This is a genomic window from Neobacillus niacini (assembly GCF_031457145.1).
Lineage (GTDB): Bacteria > Bacillota > Bacilli > Bacillales > Cytobacillaceae > Neobacillus > Neobacillus niacini_J.
In genome coordinates this window covers 788,601-807,933 of the sequence record NZ_JAVDVZ010000002.1, presented here as the reverse complement: position 1 = coordinate 807,933, position 19,333 = coordinate 788,601, and the positions used below count along the sequence as shown (strand labels likewise).

13 protein-coding genes are annotated in these 19,333 nt (G+C 37.5%); 12 read left to right on the top strand and 1 reads right to left on the bottom strand.

Annotation, left to right across the window (positions count from 1 at the left end; translation table 11 throughout):
• Positions 1-33 precede the first annotated feature (33 nt).
• The 11 genes from J2Y03_RS08790 (at position 34) to J2Y03_RS08740 (ending at position 16,550) form a co-directional block, all read left to right on the top strand.
• Positions 34-975 carry a carbohydrate ABC transporter permease gene (locus J2Y03_RS08790; protein ID WP_310192941.1) on the top strand — a complete coding sequence of 314 codons (942 nt, stop codon included), beginning with the start codon at positions 34-36 and terminating at the stop codon, positions 973-975.
• A gap of 8 nt (positions 976-983) precedes the next feature.
• Positions 984-1,820 carry a carbohydrate ABC transporter permease gene (locus tag J2Y03_RS08785; protein WP_310192937.1) on the top strand — a complete coding sequence of 279 codons (837 nt, stop codon included), beginning with the start codon at positions 984-986 and terminating at the stop codon, positions 1,818-1,820.
• 28 nt (positions 1,821-1,848) lie between these two features.
• Positions 1,849-3,189, top strand: a complete 1,341-nt coding sequence (locus J2Y03_RS08780; protein WP_310192934.1) for an ABC transporter substrate-binding protein — start codon at positions 1,849-1,851, stop codon at positions 3,187-3,189.
• 89 nt (positions 3,190-3,278) lie between these two features.
• Entirely contained in the window at positions 3,279-4,385 is a 1,107-nt protein-coding gene (locus J2Y03_RS08775) for a glycoside hydrolase family 105 protein (protein WP_396954183.1), read from the top strand.
• A 101-nt stretch (positions 4,386-4,486) separates the two neighbouring features.
• Positions 4,487-7,390 (top strand): fibronectin type III domain-containing protein, encoded by a 2,904-nt coding sequence (locus tag J2Y03_RS08770; protein WP_310192932.1) that lies wholly within the window; start codon positions 4,487-4,489, stop codon positions 7,388-7,390.
• A 343-nt stretch (positions 7,391-7,733) separates the two neighbouring features.
• Positions 7,734-9,539, top strand: a complete 1,806-nt coding sequence (locus J2Y03_RS08765) for a sensor histidine kinase (protein ID WP_310192928.1) — start codon at positions 7,734-7,736, stop codon at positions 9,537-9,539.
• On the top strand, positions 9,532-11,094 hold the full coding sequence (locus J2Y03_RS08760; protein WP_310192926.1) for a response regulator: 1,563 nt from the start codon (positions 9,532-9,534) through the stop codon (positions 11,092-11,094). Before J2Y03_RS08765 ends, J2Y03_RS08760 begins: the two co-directional genes overlap by 8 nt.
• Positions 11,095-11,266: 172 nt before the next feature.
• Entirely contained in the window at positions 11,267-12,109 is an 843-nt protein-coding gene (locus tag J2Y03_RS08755; protein ID WP_310192925.1) for a sugar phosphate isomerase/epimerase family protein, read from the top strand.
• Between the two features lie 40 nt (positions 12,110-12,149).
• Positions 12,150-13,550, top strand: a complete 1,401-nt coding sequence (gene uxaC / locus J2Y03_RS08750) for a glucuronate isomerase (RefSeq protein WP_310193041.1) — start codon at positions 12,150-12,152, stop codon at positions 13,548-13,550.
• Positions 13,551-13,577: 27 nt separating this feature from the next.
• The gene (locus J2Y03_RS08745) at positions 13,578-15,047 is read left to right on the top strand and encodes a tagaturonate reductase (RefSeq protein ID WP_310192923.1); all 1,470 of its coding nucleotides are present in this window, start codon (positions 13,578-13,580) and stop codon (positions 15,045-15,047) included.
• A 15-nt stretch (positions 15,048-15,062) separates the two neighbouring features.
• Entirely contained in the window at positions 15,063-16,550 is a 1,488-nt protein-coding gene (locus J2Y03_RS08740) for a UxaA family hydrolase (protein ID WP_310192921.1), read from the top strand.
• A gap of 777 nt (positions 16,551-17,327) precedes the next feature.
• Here the strand turns inward: J2Y03_RS08740 and J2Y03_RS08735 are convergent.
• Complete coding sequence (locus J2Y03_RS08735; protein ID WP_310192919.1) at positions 17,328-18,446, bottom strand: metallophosphoesterase; 1,119 nt, start codon at positions 18,444-18,446, stop codon at positions 17,328-17,330.
• 205 nt (positions 18,447-18,651) lie between these two features.
• On the opposite strand from J2Y03_RS08735, the gene J2Y03_RS08730 reads away from it, so the two are divergent.
• A complete protein-coding gene (locus tag J2Y03_RS08730) occupies positions 18,652-19,329 on the top strand; it encodes a hypothetical protein (protein ID WP_310192916.1) in 678 nt (225 codons plus the stop codon).
• The last annotated feature ends 4 nt before the right edge of the window (positions 19,330-19,333 follow it).

Genomic DNA, 19,333 nt, shown 5'->3' with positions numbered 1-19,333 from the left:
ATTTATGATAAAAAGCAGAGAGGAGGAAACTAGATGAGTTATTCACAAGGTGTTACTGAAACAGTTGTTAACAGCAATAAGGCGGTGAACCGGAAAAAGATTAAAAAGGATAAATGGGTTCCCTACCTTTTTATTCTTCCCTCTTTCCTAATAATCTTAGGTTTTCTATTTTACCCAATCGCTACAGTATTCTATTACAGTGTTCAACACTATGATGTGTCTGCGCCTTACTATAATGGCTTTGCTGGCTTAGAGAACTTTAAAGAAATTTTTACGAATGACAAGATGTTTATACCTAGTTTAATGAATAGTTTGAAATGGGTTGTAACAGAAGTAGGTCTTCAATTAACGTTTGGAATGATTCTGGCCTTATTATTGAACCAAACGTTTAAATTTAGAGGAGTTATACGTGCGGTTGCCTTTATTCCTTGGGCTATTTCAGGGGTTCTTGCATCAACGATGTGGTCATTAATGTTTAATGAACATATGGGTGTACTCAATGACTTGCTGATGAAAATGGGAATCGTTGATGAACCACAGGCTTTCTTAGCAAGTACATCAACAGCGTTCACATCGGTTATTATAGCAGAGTTATGGAGGGGTATACCTTTCTTCGCTATCACCTTATTAGCGTCATTATCAAGTATTCCTGTTGAATTATATGAAGCAGCCAGGGTAGATGGTGCAAGCAGATGGAAGTCGTTTATTTATGTAACATTACCACAATTAAAAAATACGATTGTCCTAACTACATTACTAAGAGTAGTTTGGGAGTTTAATAACGTTGATCTATTGTTTAACTTAACGGGTGGTGGTCCTGCTCATTCAACCACAACACTTACGATGTATATTGCAGATTTAGCTGTACATGGAAGCAATTTTGGATACGGGTCAGCATTAACGGTCGTTTCATTTGGAATATTACTAGTTTTCGCCATCCTTTATTTGAAACTATCACGTTATGAAAAGGAGTGATTTGAAGGATGTTTACAGCAAATAAAAAAGTCGACAAGCTTTTAACTCTATACCTTCCTTTAACCATGTTGTTGAGTTTTACCATCTTTCCAATCTACTGGACACTGAATACCGCTTTTAAACCTGAAGGGGACATCGTTAAACGACCCCTGCAGTATATGCCAATAAACCCGACTACTGAAAACTTTGTCACGGCTTGGACCAATGTTGGTTTTGCTACTTTCTTTAAAAATAGTTTAATTGTTGGGGTTTCTACGGTTTTGGTTGTGCTTGTCTGTTCGACTTTGTCTGGTTATGCATTAAGCAGATATCAGTTCAAAGGAAAACGCAGTTTTATGATCATGCTGTTATGTACTCAATTTATCCCTAGAGCGATGATGATTATTCCTTTGTTCGTCATTTTCAAAAATCTTGGGTTAATCAGTAATCCACTTTCACTCATTATTACTTATACAGCAATAGAAATTCCGTTTACTACGATCTTGATGAGTGGATTTATCTCAAATGTTCCAAAGGAATTGGAAGAAGCGGCTGTGATTGATGGCTGTACAAAACTGCAAGCACTGCGTTTTGTTGTCTTCCCATTATTGCTGCCTGGGATTGTAGCAACAGGAGTATTTACCTTCATTTATACATGGAACGAATTTTTAATTGCACTCATGCTGACCAATCAACAATCCAAGTTCACGCTCCCAGTTGGACTAAGTACGATGATGGGTGAATTCAGTATCAACTATGGAGCCTTGGCGGCTGGAAGTGTAATCGCTTTAATTCCTGCAGTTATATTATTTGCCTATGCACAGAAGCACCTAGTAAACGGTATGGGTGGAGCTGTAAAAGGCTAATTATAAAAAATATTAAGGGGGCATTACAATGATTAAGAAAAAAATGACAACGGCTTTTTTTGCACTAACAATGGCAACCGGAATGTTGCTTACAGGCTGCGGTGGTGAAGAACAAGCTGCAACTAAAACGAAAAAAGAAGCAGCCAAATCGGATGAACCTGTAACACTCCAATTTTGGGATGAAAACGCAGGCCCAGCACGTACCCCTGTTTGGGAAGAAGTAATTAAACGATTTGAAGAAAAGAACCCTAATATTAATGTTGAGTATGTTGGTATTCCGAATAGTTCAGCAAAATCAAAATATGATGCAGCGATTGCAGCAGATGATATGCCAGATATTGGCTCTGTGCAAACAACTTGGCTGCCAGAATTCTCTATTCGTGAAGCTTTGCTGCCACTAGATTCTCATTTCGAGAAGTCTGACATCAGCAAGAAAATTAACCCAAGTGCTACTGGTGTAAATAAGAAAATCACTCAAGATGGCAAGCTTTATGGTATTCCGTATGCACAAAATTTAGATGCTTTATGGATTCGTACAGACTGGTTTGAACAAGCTAGTGTACAGGAGCCTAAAACATGGGATGAGTTCTTTACAGTTATTGAAAAAATGAGAGATCAAGCGAATAATCGTTATGGATTTACCATCCGCGGTGGTGCAGGTGCATCCTTCACGATTCAAAGAGCAATGTTTGCTTATAGTGGTTTAGACTTTTTTGATAAAAATGGTAAGACGAACATCAACGATCCGAAACACGTAGAATTTGTTGAGAAGTATTTCTCTTACTATGACAAATTAACACCAAAGAGTGATATCACAAATGGTTATAAAGAAATGATTGCAGGCTTTGATACAGGTGTAGTAGCTATGGTACACCACAATCCTGGTTCTTATGGTGAGCACAATAAAGCGTTACCAGCAGGGTCTTACAAGTTAATTCCACTTCCAACAACAGAAAAAGGACAATATGTTGCAGAAGGTGGTAATGCAGTTAACCTGGCTATCTTCAAATCAACAGAGCATGCTGATGAAGCATGGAAATTCGTAGAATTTGTTAACTCAGAAGAAGCACAAAGCTATTGGAATCAACAAACTGGTCAAATTCCTACAAACTCTGATGTGTTAGATGATAAATGGGTACAAGATGCACAGCATATCAAAACAGCCTTTGAAGTTTACAATAATCCTGATACAAAACTATATGAACCGCCATTCTATCTGCCAGATTATCGTGCAATCCTTGATGGCGTAGTAGACCCAGGTGTACAAGCAGTGATGAGTGGAAAAATGTCAGCAAAAGACTTCCTAGATGAGTGGGCAAAAGCAATTGAAGATTCTAAAGCAAAATATGACCAAACTTTTAAAAAATAATTAAATCTACATTCTGGGTGTTGATTCTATTAACACCCAGTTTCCCTATATGGACCATTAAATTAGATGAATGAGAAGGAGATAGGATAATGGGAAATACAACAGATAAAATCAGAACAGAAACTCCGTTGGTGATGGCGGAAAAGGCATGCCAAGCATTAATGAATACTTTCCGTGCTGAGGACTTACCTCCAGTAAATTGGTTCCATTATCACCAAGGGGTTTTTCTATATGGAATGTACAGAGTTTGGGAAGCAACGGGTAAGGAAGAGTACTTTAATTACATCCAAGCATATTATGACCATTTAATTGATGATGAAGGAAATGTTGTTTTCGAGAGAGATCAGTTAGATTCTATCATGCCGGGGATTCTATTGTTTCCTTTATATGAAAAGACGAAAAATCCTAAATATTTGATTGCTGCAAAGAAATTAAGAAGTGCCTTAGATACCATCAACAGAACGACTGAAAATGGTTTCTGGCATAAGGAAAAATACCCTTATCAAATGTGGTTAGATGGTCTCTTTATGGGTGGGCCATTCATGCTTATGTATAGCAACCATTTTCAAGAAGAAGAATTGGTTCAGCATGTATTACTTCAAGAAAAGCTAATGAGAAAACATATGACAGACCTTAAAACTGGTTTGCTCTTCCACGCATGGGATGAGAAAAAAGTACAGCCGTGGTCTGATCCAGAAACAGGCTGTTCTCCGGACTTCTGGGGCCGTTCAGTTGGCTGGTACGGTGCGGCATTGATTGATTTGTTAGAAGTATTGGGAGAAAAGAAACGTGGTCAGGAAGAATGGATTCAATCTCTTCAAAGTTTCATTCCTGCCATCGTGAAATTCCAGGATGAACAGTCTGGTCTTTGGTACAATGTGGTCGATAAAGGCAATCGTCCAGACAATTGGTTAGAATCTTCTTGTTCAGCACTCTTTTTATACTTTATTGCGAAGGCAATAAAGCATGGCATTATTGATGAGTCTTACCGTGAAGTGTGTGATAAAGCCTATGCAGGTTTATTAGAACATATGACGGAAAGCGATGATTCTTCTTTTACATTAAAAGGAATTGTGATTGGAACTTCCGCAGGCACATACGATTACTATGTTTCACGCCCAACATCTGAAAATGATCTTCATGGGATGGGTGCCTTCCTTTTAGCAAGCATGGCGTACTACGACCTGCTTAAGTAAAGCTGTCGGGTACAATATTTTTGATATGACCTTTTCCTGTGCAGCTTTTTTTGCATAGGGAAAGGTGCTTCACAAAGTCAGATAAAAGGTGGTAATTTGAGTTGAAAATATTTAAAACAAGTCTCTCTCTATTTTTCATAATATTGCTAGTATTCAGTAATTTAGCAACAGCATCTTTGGCAAAAACAAAAACCTCTACTCCGGGAGCACCCGTAAACCTACAGATACCGACCCTTGCTTTTGACGAAGACAGCATCACCCTTGTGTGGGAAAAACCTAAGGATTATAAGGATATTGTAGATTTTAATGTTTATATGGATGGAAAGAAAATTGGCAGCGCTCTAAAGGATAACGGCGGGCCTGCAAAAGAGTATATTGATAATTTCTACGAAAATATTGATAAATATGATTTTCATGTCGACATTCTCATTCATAATTTCACCATAGAAAATTTGGAATCAAACCGGTCTTATGAATTTTATGTCACTTCTGTAAATAAAGATGGAGTTGAATCAGCACCTTCAAACAAGATTGATGGAAAAACAACGCCAGTACCAGAGGTTTTCAATATTGTTGATTTTGGTGCCACTCCAAATGATGACACAAAGGATACCAAAGCGATCCAAGCGGCAATAGATGCAGCATCAAAAGGTGCGAAAGTTTTAATTCCAGAAGGAAAGTTTATTTCAGGCGAAATATGGCTTAAATCCGATATGACGTTACAAGTAGATGGTTATTTACTAGGCGCCGATGACCCAGAAGATTATAGCAGGAATTTCTGGGTATACGATTACTCGACAGATGAGCGTTCCTATTCCCTGATCAATGCTCATACATACGACTATGGCAGTCTTAAGAATATCAGAATTACAGGGAAAGGAACGATTGATGGGAATGGATGGAAGCTGGACTCTTCAAAAAACCCAACCATTGATGAAGCAGGTAATGAACTTCCATATTACTTTGCTGGCAATAACTCCAAAGTTACAGGAAATATAAAAGTAGAAAATGGAAAGATGAGTCCGCTAGATCTTAATTCTCCAAATACACAAGGTATTTTAGGAGCCACCCAATCGTATGCATCTCAAGAGATGGGTATGAACGTGAAGTCTGCTTATTCCACACGCTCAAGCTTGATTACGGTACGTGGTGTAGACGGCATGTATTATGAAGGATTTACACAGCTGAATCCTGCTTTTCACGGTATCGTGAACCTTCATAGTAAAAACATTGTCGTAAACGGTACAATTTCAAAAACATACGATGCCAATAATGCGGATGGATATGAGTTTGGTGACTCCCAGCATATTATGGTCTTCAATAACTTTGTTGATACCGGAGATGATGCGATTAACTTTGCAGCAGGTATGGGACAAGCAGCAGCAGGTAAAGAACCTACTGGAGATGCATGGATCTTTAATAACTATATTCGTGAAGGTCACGGCGGGGTGGTAACAGGCAGCCATACAGGCAGCTGGATTCAAGACTTTGTAGTCGAAGACAATATCATGTATAAAACGGATGTTGGTTTACGCAGCAAAACCAATACACCAATGGGAGGCGGAGCAAGAAACATTCTGTTCCGGGATAATGCTTTAGAAGGTATTGACGGCGATGGTCCATTTGTTTTTACTTCTTCATATGAAGATCCGAATGCGGCGATTCTTTATGAACCAGCACAGCAAATTTCGCAATTCAGAGATATGAAGATTGAAAATACGACTATACGCAACCAAGGCGGCAGCAATAAACAGGCAATCCTCGTACAAGGAAATAATGATGTCGGAGAAGTATACCACGAAAATATTACTTTTAAAGATGTAAAATTTGACAATGTTTATTCCGTAAAAATGGATTATGCTAAAAACTTTAAATTCATTAATGTTGCATTCACAAACGTCAAAGATAATAATGGAAATCCTTGGAGAATTACAAACTCTACAGGTCTAGTTTTTGAAAATACTACAGCAGCCCCTGCGGATGCTGCACAAAAGCCTGCGTGGGCTAAAAAAGCGGTGATACAAGCCGTCTCGTCTGAAGATGGTAAAAGTGTGACCTTAACTTGGGATGCAGCAACAGACAATTTAGGGGTAACGGGGTACACTGTTTATAAAGATGGTGAGAAGATTGGATCTGACTATACGACAACGAAAGAAACAAACTTTACTGTTTCCGGTTTAACACCTGCTGAAAAATATACCTTTAAGGTAGAAGCAACGGATGGGATTGGAAATCGTACTTCTGATGGCCCAACAACCAAAGTAATAACAAATGGAGAGCGTGATGTAACTGCTCCTGTGCTTCCTTCAAATACGAAGATTAAAGAACCAACAACTACGATTCCAGCTATTGATACTTTTAGCGGCAAGGAGGTTGAGGTTGTATATCCAGGCTTTACATGGGCTTCCGTTACATGGGAAGCAGCAAGTGACGAAACTGGCATTGCCGGATATAACGTATATGCAAATGGGAAATTGCAAGGATTTGCTAAAACGAGCAACTATACATTATCCAATCTTCAGCCAGGTACAAAATATAATGTTCAAGTGGAAGCAGTCGATCTTGCAGGAAACAAGACACCTTATAACACTTCTTTAGAAATCGAAACAGCAACTCCTTATGCAATTGGAGCACCAACCTTTAATGGAGCATTAAGGACCAAAGTCGAAAAAGATAAAGCAAGTGTGACCCTCTCTTGGAATGAGGCTAAAGCCCAAAACCAAGAAGTCATTGGATACCGCATATATGTGAATGGGCAGCCAATTATACCTAAAGGTGTGGAGTTTACACCTATTAACGCAGAAATGACAACGGCTGAAACGTCTTATACTGTAAAAGGTCTTGATAAAGGAAAAGAATATACGTTTAAAGTTGAAGCAGTCGGAAAAGGAGTGAAGTATTCCAAGAGAGAAAGACTCTCCGATGTCCTTGCAAACGGTCTTCTCAGAGTAGAAGGCTATCGTTGGAGCGGATTTGGACCAAGTAAAATGCTCACTCTAAAATAAGGATTTCCATCGTAACTATATAGAAAGCTTCCATTCATTTGGGGCTTTCTACTCTTTTAATCTATAATATTTTTGTGAGGAACATCTCCCATAAAAAAAGGAGACCAACTCTTTATACCTGCGAACGTTACTAGTTTTTCTATTGTAAATAATGGTAATCAAGCAGTTAAAGCGTTAAGACTATTTGGTCCAGAGGTAAAATAGACTACAGCAGCTAGATTTTTATCTGGCTGCTGTTTTTCGACCAATTGATCGATAATTTCTTAGTATTATAAAATGTGGAAAACGGTTACAATTGAATAAGAGAATATTTGAATTTATATACTAACAGGGAGTTCCTTCTATGACAGCTGTTAAGATTAAACACTTTATTCGCAAACATCTTTTCTATTCTTTTAAATCCACCATAAATACTCTCTATTTACCTATCATTATCCTATTTATTTTAGTTACAGGATGGGTTTCAACATTGCTTGCCACTGCACAAATAGAAGAAAATGCTTATAAAAATGTGAATGATACGATTTTTCAAACTAAGAATTATCTTGATAATATGCTGGCGGATGTTTTTCAGCAGTTTGTCTCCTTATCGAATGATCCCAGAATATTATCGTTAGTCGATAAAGACGTGTCTGAAATAAAGCCGGAATCTTATGTTGAAATTGATAATAACTTAAAGCTTATTTATTCACGATACAATGCCATTCTTGAATCCGTTCTCGTAAATTATAAGCAAAATGGTTTTTTATTATATCATACCAACTACAATTCAAATCCAACGATCAATTATGATGAGTATTTTACAAAATTTTATGGAAACAAAGAGGGTTTTTATTGGAGAAATATCCACGATGACCATGAATTTAATAAAGATAATAAGGTCATGTCATTATTTCGATTGATTGAGAAGAATCAATCATCCTCAAAAGGAATCGTTTTATTTAATTTACGGGCAGAATTTTTTGAACAAGTATTGAATAAATCGTTAATCGGCGAGAATGGATACCTGACATTGATTAGTCCAGATGGAATTTATGAATCCAAAACAGTAAAAAAGGAATACAAGCTGGATCAATCCACTTTTCACTCAGTACAAAATCTCAAAGACGAACATGGGAGATTCTCTTACGAAAATGATGCAGGGGAAGATATGATTGTTATTTACGATACATTACGCTCAAATAAGTGGAAAATTGCTGCTGTTATTCCGCAAGATGAAATCTTAAATAAGGTAAATTACATCAAAGATTTCACAATTCTATTGGTCATATTGATGATCATGAGTGCAATTTTTATTACGAATATAGTAGGAAAATATATTACCCATCCATTTAAAAAAATGGCCAGCCAAATGGGGATGATTGATAAAAAAAATCTAGACTTGAATGTTGAAATGTCGGGTCCAGAAGAAATGAAAATCCTTCATACAGGCTTTAAAGAATTGATTATCCGGATTAATACCTTAATGGACCAAATCCGTTTAGAGCAAGAAGAGAAACGACAATTAGAATTTGCGATTATGCATGCCCAAATTAATCCACACTTTCTCTATAATACGATGTATTCCATTAAAGGATTGTGTGATATGGGTCTAAATAAAGACGCTAGTCAAATGATTACTGCACTTGCAAGTTTTTTTCGAATCGGAATTAGTAAAGGAAGAGAAATCATTTCCATTAATGAAGAACTCGAACACATTCAGCATTATTTGTTTATTCAGGAAATGCGCTATGGCGATGACTTTTCCTATGAAATCCAAATGGAAAAAGAAATCCTTGCCTATAATATTATTAAACTCTCATTGCAGCCTCTTATTGAAAATGCCATCTACCATGGGGTAAAGCAAAAACGTGGCCAAGGGAAAATAACCATTCGAGGATATCAAGTTAAAGATACCATCCATTTAGAGGTGAGTGATAACGGAAATGGAATACAACCAGATAAATTAAATGATATTTTGCTAGAAATAGAAGCCTCGTATCAGGAGAAAAAGAGATATCTTGGTATTGGTCTACAAAGTGTAAATGAACGAATTAAAATTCACTTCGGAAACGGATACGGTTTGACCATTGCAAGTGAACCTGGCAATGGGACAGTCGTTACCATTACGATTCCCAAAACAAAAGGGGAGATTAACGAGTATGCATAAAGTAATTGTAGTAGAAGATGATCGAATTATTCGTCGGGGCATTTGCCAGGCAATCCCCTGGGGAGATCATGGATTTATTGTAGCAGGAGAAGCAGGAGACGGTGAGGTGGCATTAGAGTTAATCGAAAAGGAACAGCCGCAAGTCGTCGTTTCCGATATTAATATGCCATTTATGAGTGGGTTAGAAATGGCGAAGCAGATTAAAGAAAAAAGCCCGGAGACAAGAATTATTTTTCTGACTGGGTATGAAGATTTCAAATATGCCCAACAAGCTCTTAAGTTGAAGGCATTTGACTATCTGTTAAAGCCCGTCGATTCGGAATACTTGCTAAAAAAAGCCAAAGAGGCAGCAGCTGAATGGGAAAAAGAATCAGTCAAAGAAAAAAGAATCATAGAGTCCCTGCCTTTATTACAGCAGAAATTCTTTCAAACGTTGATTCGAGAAGGCGATTACCGGGTTGATGTCGAGAATGAGCTGTTGGCGCTTGATGTTCAAATGGAAGGCCCTTTCTATGCCGTTCTTCTTGTTAGGAATACCATTGAGCTTGATCTAGAGGGACACTTCTTTAAAGAAAAGATTACGAGTTTCACTTCTTCCTATTTTAATGAATTACCATGTTTGGTGATGAATGCAGATGTTGGTGAATATACCATCCTTTTATCACTTGAAAACGATCATGACTCTAGGAAAGGGGAGTTAGCCCAAGCTCTGTTTAATTATCTAAGTAAAGAAATAGACAATTCCATTACCATTACACATGGACGTGCCTATCCTAATCTGTTTGAAGTCGGTAAGTCTTTCCTCGAAGCCAGGGTAGCCATGGATATGAGACATATTATGGGGACAGGGCGTGTCATCTCTTTAGATGAAACGGTCTCAAAATGTAACCAAAAAGCAGAGCATATCCAAGATTTAGAGATGAAATTCGAGAATCACATCAAGTCCGGCTTACCAGAAAAGGCAAATGAAACACTGATGGAGTTAAGCACAGCTATAATCGATCGAAAAACGGTTCCTCTGGCAGATTTAAAGGTCCTGGCACTTAAATTCAGTACTATGCTCTTTTTTGAAATTGAAAAATGGAAAAAGGAAGACTCAACAGATCGTTTTAATTCATCAGTTGTATATAAAGATATCATGGAGTTATCAACCCTGACAGAAATGACAGAAATGCTGCATAGTCTCATCGAACAATGGTATACAGCTATGTATAAAAAGAAAGAAAAGAATTATTATAGTCATGTTGACCAAGCAATCAAGTATATTCAGGAGAATTTCCATGACAGCAGTTTAACTCTTCAAAAAGTGGCCGAATTCATCCATGTCAGCACCCCTTATTTAAGTAATCTATTTAAAATAGAGAAAGGGTTTAACTTTGGGGATTACTTGTTAGAGCTACGAATGAAAAAGGCGATGGAGCTATTGGGCGAGGGAAATATTAAAACCTATGAAGTTTGTGAACAAGTAGGTTATAGTAACCCTCAATACTTTGGTATTTGTTTTAAGAAATACACAGGTTTCACACCTGCTGAATTTAAAAAAAAGTTTAAATAAATAGAACGACTATTAAATCCGCGTGGACGATTCCATTCGGATCTTTTCAATATTGTTAAATTTTTAAGATAATCGTTAAAGATTTTAAGGACTTTGTTAGGATGAATTGTAACCCTTTTCATAGATTATTATAATCAACGTGTAAGGTAATGAACGGAACTGGAGGATGGAAATGATTGCGAATATAGGAATCCGGGCACACGATACTGGTGTTCCATCAATCGAGAATGTAGTAAATATAATCGCAAATAAAGGACTCAACTCTGTTCAGTTTGCATTAGGCAAGTCCTTAAAGGATATCAATTCCGAATTAGGAAGTTTAAGTCCTGGTTTTGCTCAAACGATACGACGTGTTTTTGAAAAGAAGGATATTCAAATAGCTGTATTAGGCTGCTATTTCAACATGATCCATCCTGATTATAACCAAAGAAGAAAAGGGATGGATCGATTCAAGGAGCATCTTCGGTTTGCACGGGATTTTGGCTGCAGCATTGTTGGAACGGAGACAGGTAATGTTCAGGCTGAAATTGTCTATACAGAAGAAAACTTTGCAGAAAAGCCGTTTCTTGAAGTAGTCGAAAGTGTCAAGGAGCTTGTGGAAGAAGCTGAAAAATTTGGAGTGATTGTCGGTATTGAGGGAGGAATCAGCCATCCGGTTCATACACCTGGGAGGATGAAGAGATTACTTGATCTTGTCCCATCTAACAATCTTCAAGTGATCTATGACCCCGCCAACTTTATCTCCCTTGATAATTTTTATCATCAAGAAGCTGTTATCCAAGAGGCATTTAACCTGTTTGGAGACAGAATGGTGATAGTGCATGCGAAGGATTTTATTATTGAGGATGAACAAATCAAAATCGTTCCGGTAGGTCATGGATTGTTAAATTATGATTTTCTATTTCACTTATTAAAAAGGAAAAAACCATTTATCAATATTTTAATGGAAAGCACAAAGGAACCATACATAGATGAAAGTTTGGCTTTCTTAATTGATAAATACGAAAGTGCATAGGTAGGGATAAAACAAATAACAAAGAAAGTTGGGTGTCGAAATGCGAAGCTTCATGGATGATAATTTCTTACTAAACAACGAAACATCGGTTACTTTGTATCATGTATATGCAAAAGATATGCCAATCATTGACTACCATTGCCATTTAAGTCCTAAGGAAATTTATGAGAATAAGAAGTTCAAAAACATTACAGAAATTTGGTTATCTGGAGATCACTACAAATGGCGGTTAATGCGCAGCAATGGGATTGACGAAGAGCTCATTACTGGCAGTGCCAGTGATTATGATAAGTTTCTGGCCTGGGCAAAGACCGTTCCAATGACAATTGGGAACCCACTGTTTAATTGGACACATTTAGAGTTACAACGATTCTTTGGGATTGATGAGCTATTAAATGAAGAAAGTGCTCCGGTTATTTGGGAGAAGGTAAATGCTTTACTTAATAGTGAAGGCTTTAGTGCGAGAGATTTTATTGAAAAATCGAATGTTCATGTGGTGTGTACCACTGATGACCCTGTAGATAGTCTTGAATATCATCAACTATTAAAGGAAGAGTCTGATTTTAATGTAAAGGTACTGCCAAGCTTTCGACCAGATAAAGGGCTGGAAATTAATCGCGATGGATATCTCGAGTGGGTGAACAAACTGCAAGAAGTTTCCGGAACCCCGTTCGATACTTATGATGGCTTTTTACAAGCGCTTGAATCAAGAGTTCGTTTTTTCCATTCGGTTGGAGGAAGAGTTTCGGACCATGCGATTGATGTCATGATGTATGCGGATACATCCAAAGGAGAAGCAGCACAGATTTTTAAACAGGCATTGAATGGTCAAAAGGTTTCTATTGAGGATGAAAAGAAATATAAAAGCTATACATTAACATTTCTAGGGAAGCTTTATTCCGAATTAGGATGGGCGATGCAGTTCCATATTAATGCTATAAGAAATAATAACTCAAGAATGTTTAACCAACTAGGGCCAGATACAGGCTATGATTCTATTAATGATGAAGAAATTGCCAAGCCGTTGGCAAGATTATTAAATACAATGGAACAAGACAATGCCCTCCCTAAAACCATTATCTATTCTCTAAATCCAAACGATAATGCTATTATTGCAGCGATGATTGGTAATTTCCAAGGAGGAGGCATTCCAGGAAAAATTCAATTTGGAACAGCATGGTGGTTTAACGATAATAAAACCGGAATGCTCGACCAAATGCAGGCATTAGCTAATGTTGGTCTATTTACCCGCTTTATCGGTATGCTGACAGATTCCAGAAGCTTTCTTTCCTACACAAGACATGAATATTTTAGGAGATTATTCTGTTATCTTATCGGTGAATGGGTCGAAAATGGCGAGGTTCCAAATGATACAGAATTCTTAGGAAAGATCGTCCAAGGGATTTCTTATAAAAATGCAAAAGAGTATTTTCAATTTTAAATGCCCCAATTATGAGGAGGAGCATTCATGGAACTTTTAAATAATCGTTTAGTAAAGGACCGCCAAAAATACCCTGAGAAAGTATTGCAATTTGGTGAGGGGAATTTTTTAAGAGGATTTGTTGACTGGCAAATTGATGTCATGAATAAACAGGGTAAATTTAATGGCAGTGTTGTCGTTGTTCAACCGCGTGGACAGGAAAAGATTGAGAAGCTAAATGCACAGGATGGCCTGTATACTCTGTACTTACAGGGAATGAAGGAAAGTAAAGCTGTTCAGGAGCACTCCATTATCACTAGTATCAGCAGAGGCATAAATCTTTTTAACGAGTATGATCAATATCTTGAGCTGGCAAAGAATCCAGAACTGAGATTTATTTTTTCAAATACAACAGAAGCGGGAATTGCCTATGATGAAAATGATTGTTTAGAAGATCGCCCGCAAAAAAGCTATCCAGGAAAATTAACCGCCTTTTTATATGAGCGCTACAATGCTTTTCAAGGAAATAAGGATAAAGGCTTTATTATCATCCCCTGTGAACTGATTGAGCGAAATGGTGAAATACTAAAGGATATTGTTCTGAAGTATGCAGAACTTTGGAATCTAGGGGGAGAATTTGCTGCTTGGATTCACGAGGCGAATACATTCTGCAATAGTCTTGTCGATCGAATCGTTCCAGGCCATCCAAGAGATAGAATTGAAGAGATTACAGTGGAGCTTGGATATAAAGATAATCTACTAGTGGTCGGTGAACAATACCATCTATGGGTAATCGAAGGACGGCAATCAATTACCGAAGAATTTCCAGCACATTTGGCTGGACTAAATACTTTGGTGGTTGATGACTTGACGCCATATCGAACAATAAAGGTGCGTATATTAAACGGTGCCCATACGGCAATGACGCCGGTTTCCTACTTATATGGATTGGATACCGTGTCTGAAGCGATTGAGCATGAAGTTGTAGGGCAATTTGTTAAACAGCTTATTTATGATGAAATCATCCCGACGCTGGACCTGCCAATGGAAGAATTGATTTCATTTGCAGAGGCTGTGTTAGATCGATTTAGGAATCCATTTATGCAGCACTTTCTATTAAGCATCTCACTTAACTCGTTGTCTAAGTTTAAGACGAGAGATTTGCCTACTTTAATAGAATATTACAATTGGAAGCGTGAATTGCCATATAAACTTGTTTTCTCTCTTGCCGCTCTCATCTCTTTTTATAAAGGAAAGAGAGGGGATGAAGAGATTGATTTAGCAGATGACCAGGATGTACTGGATTTATTCAAAGTGCAATGGAGTCAATACAGTGGAACAATTGACAGCGTTAAGGACATCGTTTCTAGTGTGTTAGGATACGAGAAGGTTTGGGAGACGGACTTAAACCAAGTGCCTGGACTAACCGCTGCTGTTACGATTGATCTCTTCAATATTGAAACAAAGGGAATGAAAAAGGCCCTTGAATCACTTTTAGGGCAGAAAGCGGCCAACTAGATGGGGGGAAATCTAATGTTGGATATTATCCAGATCCATAATCAAGACAATGTTGTGGTTGCCTTCAGAGATTTATCAACAGGTCAAACTTTTACTGTAGATGGGGTAACGATTACACTAAAGGAAGATGTGCCAAGAGGACATAAGGTAGCCATTAAAAACATTTCGATAAATGACCATGTCGTTAAATATGGCTATCCAATTGGGCATGCCATAAAAGAAATTTCTGTGGGGGAACATATTCACACCCATAATACAAAAACGAACTTAGACGGTATTCAGGAATATCAATATAATCAAAAGCTAAATATCACTCAATATGAAAATGAGAACCTGACATTCAAGGGATTCAAAAGAAAAAATGGTCATGTAGGAATTAGAAATGAGCTATGGATCGTTCCAACAGTAGGTTGTGTGAATGGCGTTGGGGAAAGAATAATTAAGCTGTTTGAACAAGAAGTTGGCGATATTAGCCCATTCGAAAATGTCCTTGTGTTAAAGCATAATTACGGTTGCTCCCAATTAGGTGACGACCATGAAAATACAAAGAAAATTCTAAGGGATGCTGTGCTGCACCCAAATGCCGGTGGAGTGTTAGTCTTAGGTCTTGGCTGCGAAAACAACAATTTATATGAATTCAAAGAAAGCTTGGGAGAATATGATGAAGATCGTGTTAAGTTTTTAGTCTCCCAAGAAGTTACCGATGAAATTGAAGCTGGAGTTAACCTGCTTAAGGAAATCTACGAGAATGCAAAGATTGACAGGCGGGAACCAGTACCTTTATCCGAATTAATGGTTGGTTTAAAATGCGGTGGTTCGGATGGATTTTCAGGGATTACGGCTAATCCGTTATTAGGAAGATTCTCAGATTTCTTGGTATCTCAAGGCGGAACGACGGTGTTGACAGAAGTACCTGAAATGTTTGGTGCGGAAACGATTTTGATGGAACGGGCGGCAGATGGTGAAGTATTTGATAAAACAGTCGAATTAATTAATGAATTCAAGGAATATTTCATTCAAAATAAACAGCCAGTTTATGAAAATCCATCACCAGGGAATAAAGCAGGTGGTATCACTACTTTGGAGGATAAATCATTAGGCTGTACGCAAAAAGCGGGAACATCTGTGGTAACAGATGTCCTTAAATATGGAGAAGTGATTAAACAGAAGGGTCTAAACTTATTAAGTGCCCCAGGCAATGACCTTGTAGCCTCTTCCGCTTTAGCTGCGGCAGGGTGCCAATTGGTTCTATTTACAACAGGCCGTGGGACACCGTTTGGAGCCTTTGTTCCAACCGTTAAGATTTCCACTAATACACCAATCTCCGAGGCGAAACCGCATTGGATCGATTTTAATGCAGGTGTACTCTTGGAAAAAGAACCAGATGTCGTTTTACGGGAATTTATTACTTACATCATCCAGGTGGCAAGCGGAGAACTGGTAAATAACGAAAAGAATGATTTTAGGGAGATTGCTATTTTTAAAACAGGAGTTACTTTATAGGAGTAGTAAAAAAACGATAGGTCAGCGTAGATAAAGGGTTCCGTTTTCGGGTGCTTTCTTATTAAAAGACACAAGAATTGGCGTATGAATTGGCATACGTCTTTTTCTTTATTTTGCAAGGTTTCTAAGATGATGGACAATAAGTATTGTACAAACAAAAAAGAGGTCAAAACTTATATCATTTGCAGTACCGTAATTAGTACCAATTTTATTGATCTTTCAGGCGCTGAATCCTGCATCTAGGATCAAGAGGGTTTGCTCTTATCGGTTACGGGATGAGGTTAAGCATCCGATCTGATAAATAGACGGAAAAATTTCGCTTATTTAGTAAATAGCATCGAAATTAGCATAAATAGACGGAGAGATTCCGCCTATTGACTCAAAAAACGCGAAATTAGAGAGGTTTGCTTTGAATAACCGGAAAACCTCCCCTTATATACCCCGAAACGAGCTCCATTCTGCATCTAACCGGAAAATCTCCGCTTATTTTACTTTTGTTGGTTATTGGTAAGGTCAAGACATCTTAAAAGGGAGTAGGTTTTTTCTCGAAAATCCAAGAGAACCTCATTTTGATGCATTACGGTGAACCGTATCACAAGTAAGTGAGGTTATATTTCTATATATAAAGTATTTGTACTCCTAATAAAGAAACTCGCCAATTATGAAGTTTTACTATTTTATATACCAATAACGATGCCAATAAGACTGTCATTTCGGCACGTATTCCAAGAAAAGTACTTCAAAACGGAACCCTTTGCCAGGAAGACCTATCGTTTTTTAAATACCGAGTTTTTTTAAGAAATCAACTGTTTCCTGATGCTCTGGTTTAATCAGCCTAAATAACTTTTTATCTGTCTCCACAAGTGGGTTTCCGTTTTCATCTGCAATGGGTCTAGTGAACGATGTACTCTTTATTACCTTCCACTTTCCAGCATTAACCTCGAGTTGAAGGTCAATAATTCCAAGTCGGCTGCCAAAAGCACCTGCCATGACAACTGGTTTCCCCTTGATTTTTCCTTCATTAATATTTGCATGCGGTAAATCTTTAAAGTTGTTTCCCGGAAATATGCTATGAGAATGTCCAGCTAAGATTACATCAATATCTTGAATGTCACTTAGGTAATAGACTGCGTTTTCTGTTTCTGGGTGATAAGGTTCACTATCTATTCCCGTATGGGCAAGTGCAATGATAATATCCGCACCTTCAGCCTTCATGATTGGTACATACTCCTTAGCTGTCTCAACGATTGGGCGGGCTATTACCTTGCCATCTAGGTTTGCTTTGTCCCATTTCATAATTTGTGGCGGCATAAATCCAATGACACCAATATTAATATCGTGATTTGCCCCTTGTTTATCAACCATTGTTCTTTTTAAAATGACATATGGCTTAAAGTATGGCTTGTTTTCTATTGCTGAGTAAACGTTCGCATTAACGACTGGCATTTTTGGACCCTTCAAAACTGTTTTTAGAAATTTTAGACCATAATTTAATTCATGATTACCAATTGTTATTGCATCATACTTCAAATAATTAAAGGCACGGTAAACTGGATGTGTTTTTCCTTTTTGAATTCCTTTGATTCTTACCAAGTATTCCCCTAGCGGATTTCCTTTTAAGTGGTCACCAACATCAAACAATAGCGAATTCACTGCTTCGCTTCGAGCATGATGGATAAGGCCCGAAGTTTTTACAAGCCCTATTGTATTGTCCGTTTTAGTCTGATAATAATCATAATTGACTAAAGCAGCATGTATATCAGTAGTTTCTAGAATTCGTAAATCGATAATTCTATTGTTGTCTACTGTGTTGTTTTCTGCATTCATAATAGACGTAAATAAAGTCCAAATGACTGTGATAATGAAGAGTAAAAGGAATAAATTTTTCTTTTTCAAAATATCAGCCTCCTCTAAACTTCTAATTATTTGTATTATTTGGCAGAGTGTAATGGTTGATACATAAGAAAAAAACTCATTTTCATTAATTTGTGACATTGGTCAGCGCAGATGTGTCAAAGAGTAATTTATAATAAAGATTAGGATAGGTATGTTTTTATTTTGTAAACGTTTACATAAATTCCTTGAGGAGGTGAACATCCCATTGGAATTACATAAAAGAATTACAATTCTCTCAGGTCATTTTGGAAGTGGAAAAACAGAGATTGCGATTAACCTGGCATTAAATGAGAAAAAAATACATGAGAAAACAGCGATTAATGACCTAGATATCATTAATCCCTATTTTCGCTCAAGAGATGTTTCAGATATTTTTCAACAACAGGATATAGAATTAATTGCCCCTGCAAATCGCCTTTCATCCTCAGATTTACCAATTGTTTCCGGTGAAATCTACCGTGTTTTACATGACCATCGGTATAGAGTGATTATCGACGCCGGTGGTGATAAAGACGGAGCAAAAGCATTAGGACAATATTATCATGAATGGAGGCAGTTAGAACCTGAGTTTTTATTTGTCTTAAATGCTAACCGTCCTTATGTTAGTACCTTAGAAGGAGCGAGGTACACGATTGAACAGATTGAAAGGGTTGCTCGTTTAAAAGTAACGGGAGTTATTAACAATTCCAATATTGGGAATGAAACGAGCATGGATGACATCCTTAACGGATATGAATTAAGCTCACGGATATCTGACATGCTTTCGATTCCACTACTATATACAACAATCTCTGTTGATTTAGAAAATAAAGCAGAGTGTTTTGCAAAAAATCATCAGGTAATGTTTATCAAGCGCTATATGAAATTACCTTGGGAAAGATAGGAGT

Bases quoted from the DNA above. Each gene is read 5' to 3' on its own strand.
- J2Y03_RS08740 (WP_310192921.1), top strand. From the start codon at position 15,063: ATGTTGGATATTATCCAGATCCATAATCAAGACAATGTTGTGGTTGCC.
- J2Y03_RS08785 (WP_310192937.1), top strand. From the start codon at position 984: ATGTTTACAGCAAATAAAAAAGTCGACAAGCTTTTAACTCTATACCTT.
- J2Y03_RS08765 (WP_310192928.1), top strand. From the start codon at position 7,734: ATGACAGCTGTTAAGATTAAACACTTTATTCGCAAACATCTTTTCTAT.
- J2Y03_RS08780 (WP_310192934.1), top strand. From the start codon at position 1,849: ATGATTAAGAAAAAAATGACAACGGCTTTTTTTGCACTAACAATGGCA.
- J2Y03_RS08790 (WP_310192941.1), top strand. From the start codon at position 34: ATGAGTTATTCACAAGGTGTTACTGAAACAGTTGTTAACAGCAATAAG.
- J2Y03_RS08755 (WP_310192925.1), top strand. From the start codon at position 11,267: ATGATTGCGAATATAGGAATCCGGGCACACGATACTGGTGTTCCATCA.
- J2Y03_RS08745 (WP_310192923.1), top strand. From the start codon at position 13,578: ATGGAACTTTTAAATAATCGTTTAGTAAAGGACCGCCAAAAATACCCT.
- uxaC (WP_310193041.1), top strand. From the start codon at position 12,150: ATGCGAAGCTTCATGGATGATAATTTCTTACTAAACAACGAAACATCG.
- J2Y03_RS08775 (WP_396954183.1), top strand. From the start codon at position 3,279: ATGGGAAATACAACAGATAAAATCAGAACAGAAACTCCGTTGGTGATG.
- J2Y03_RS08760 (WP_310192926.1), top strand. From the start codon at position 9,532: ATGCATAAAGTAATTGTAGTAGAAGATGATCGAATTATTCGTCGGGGC.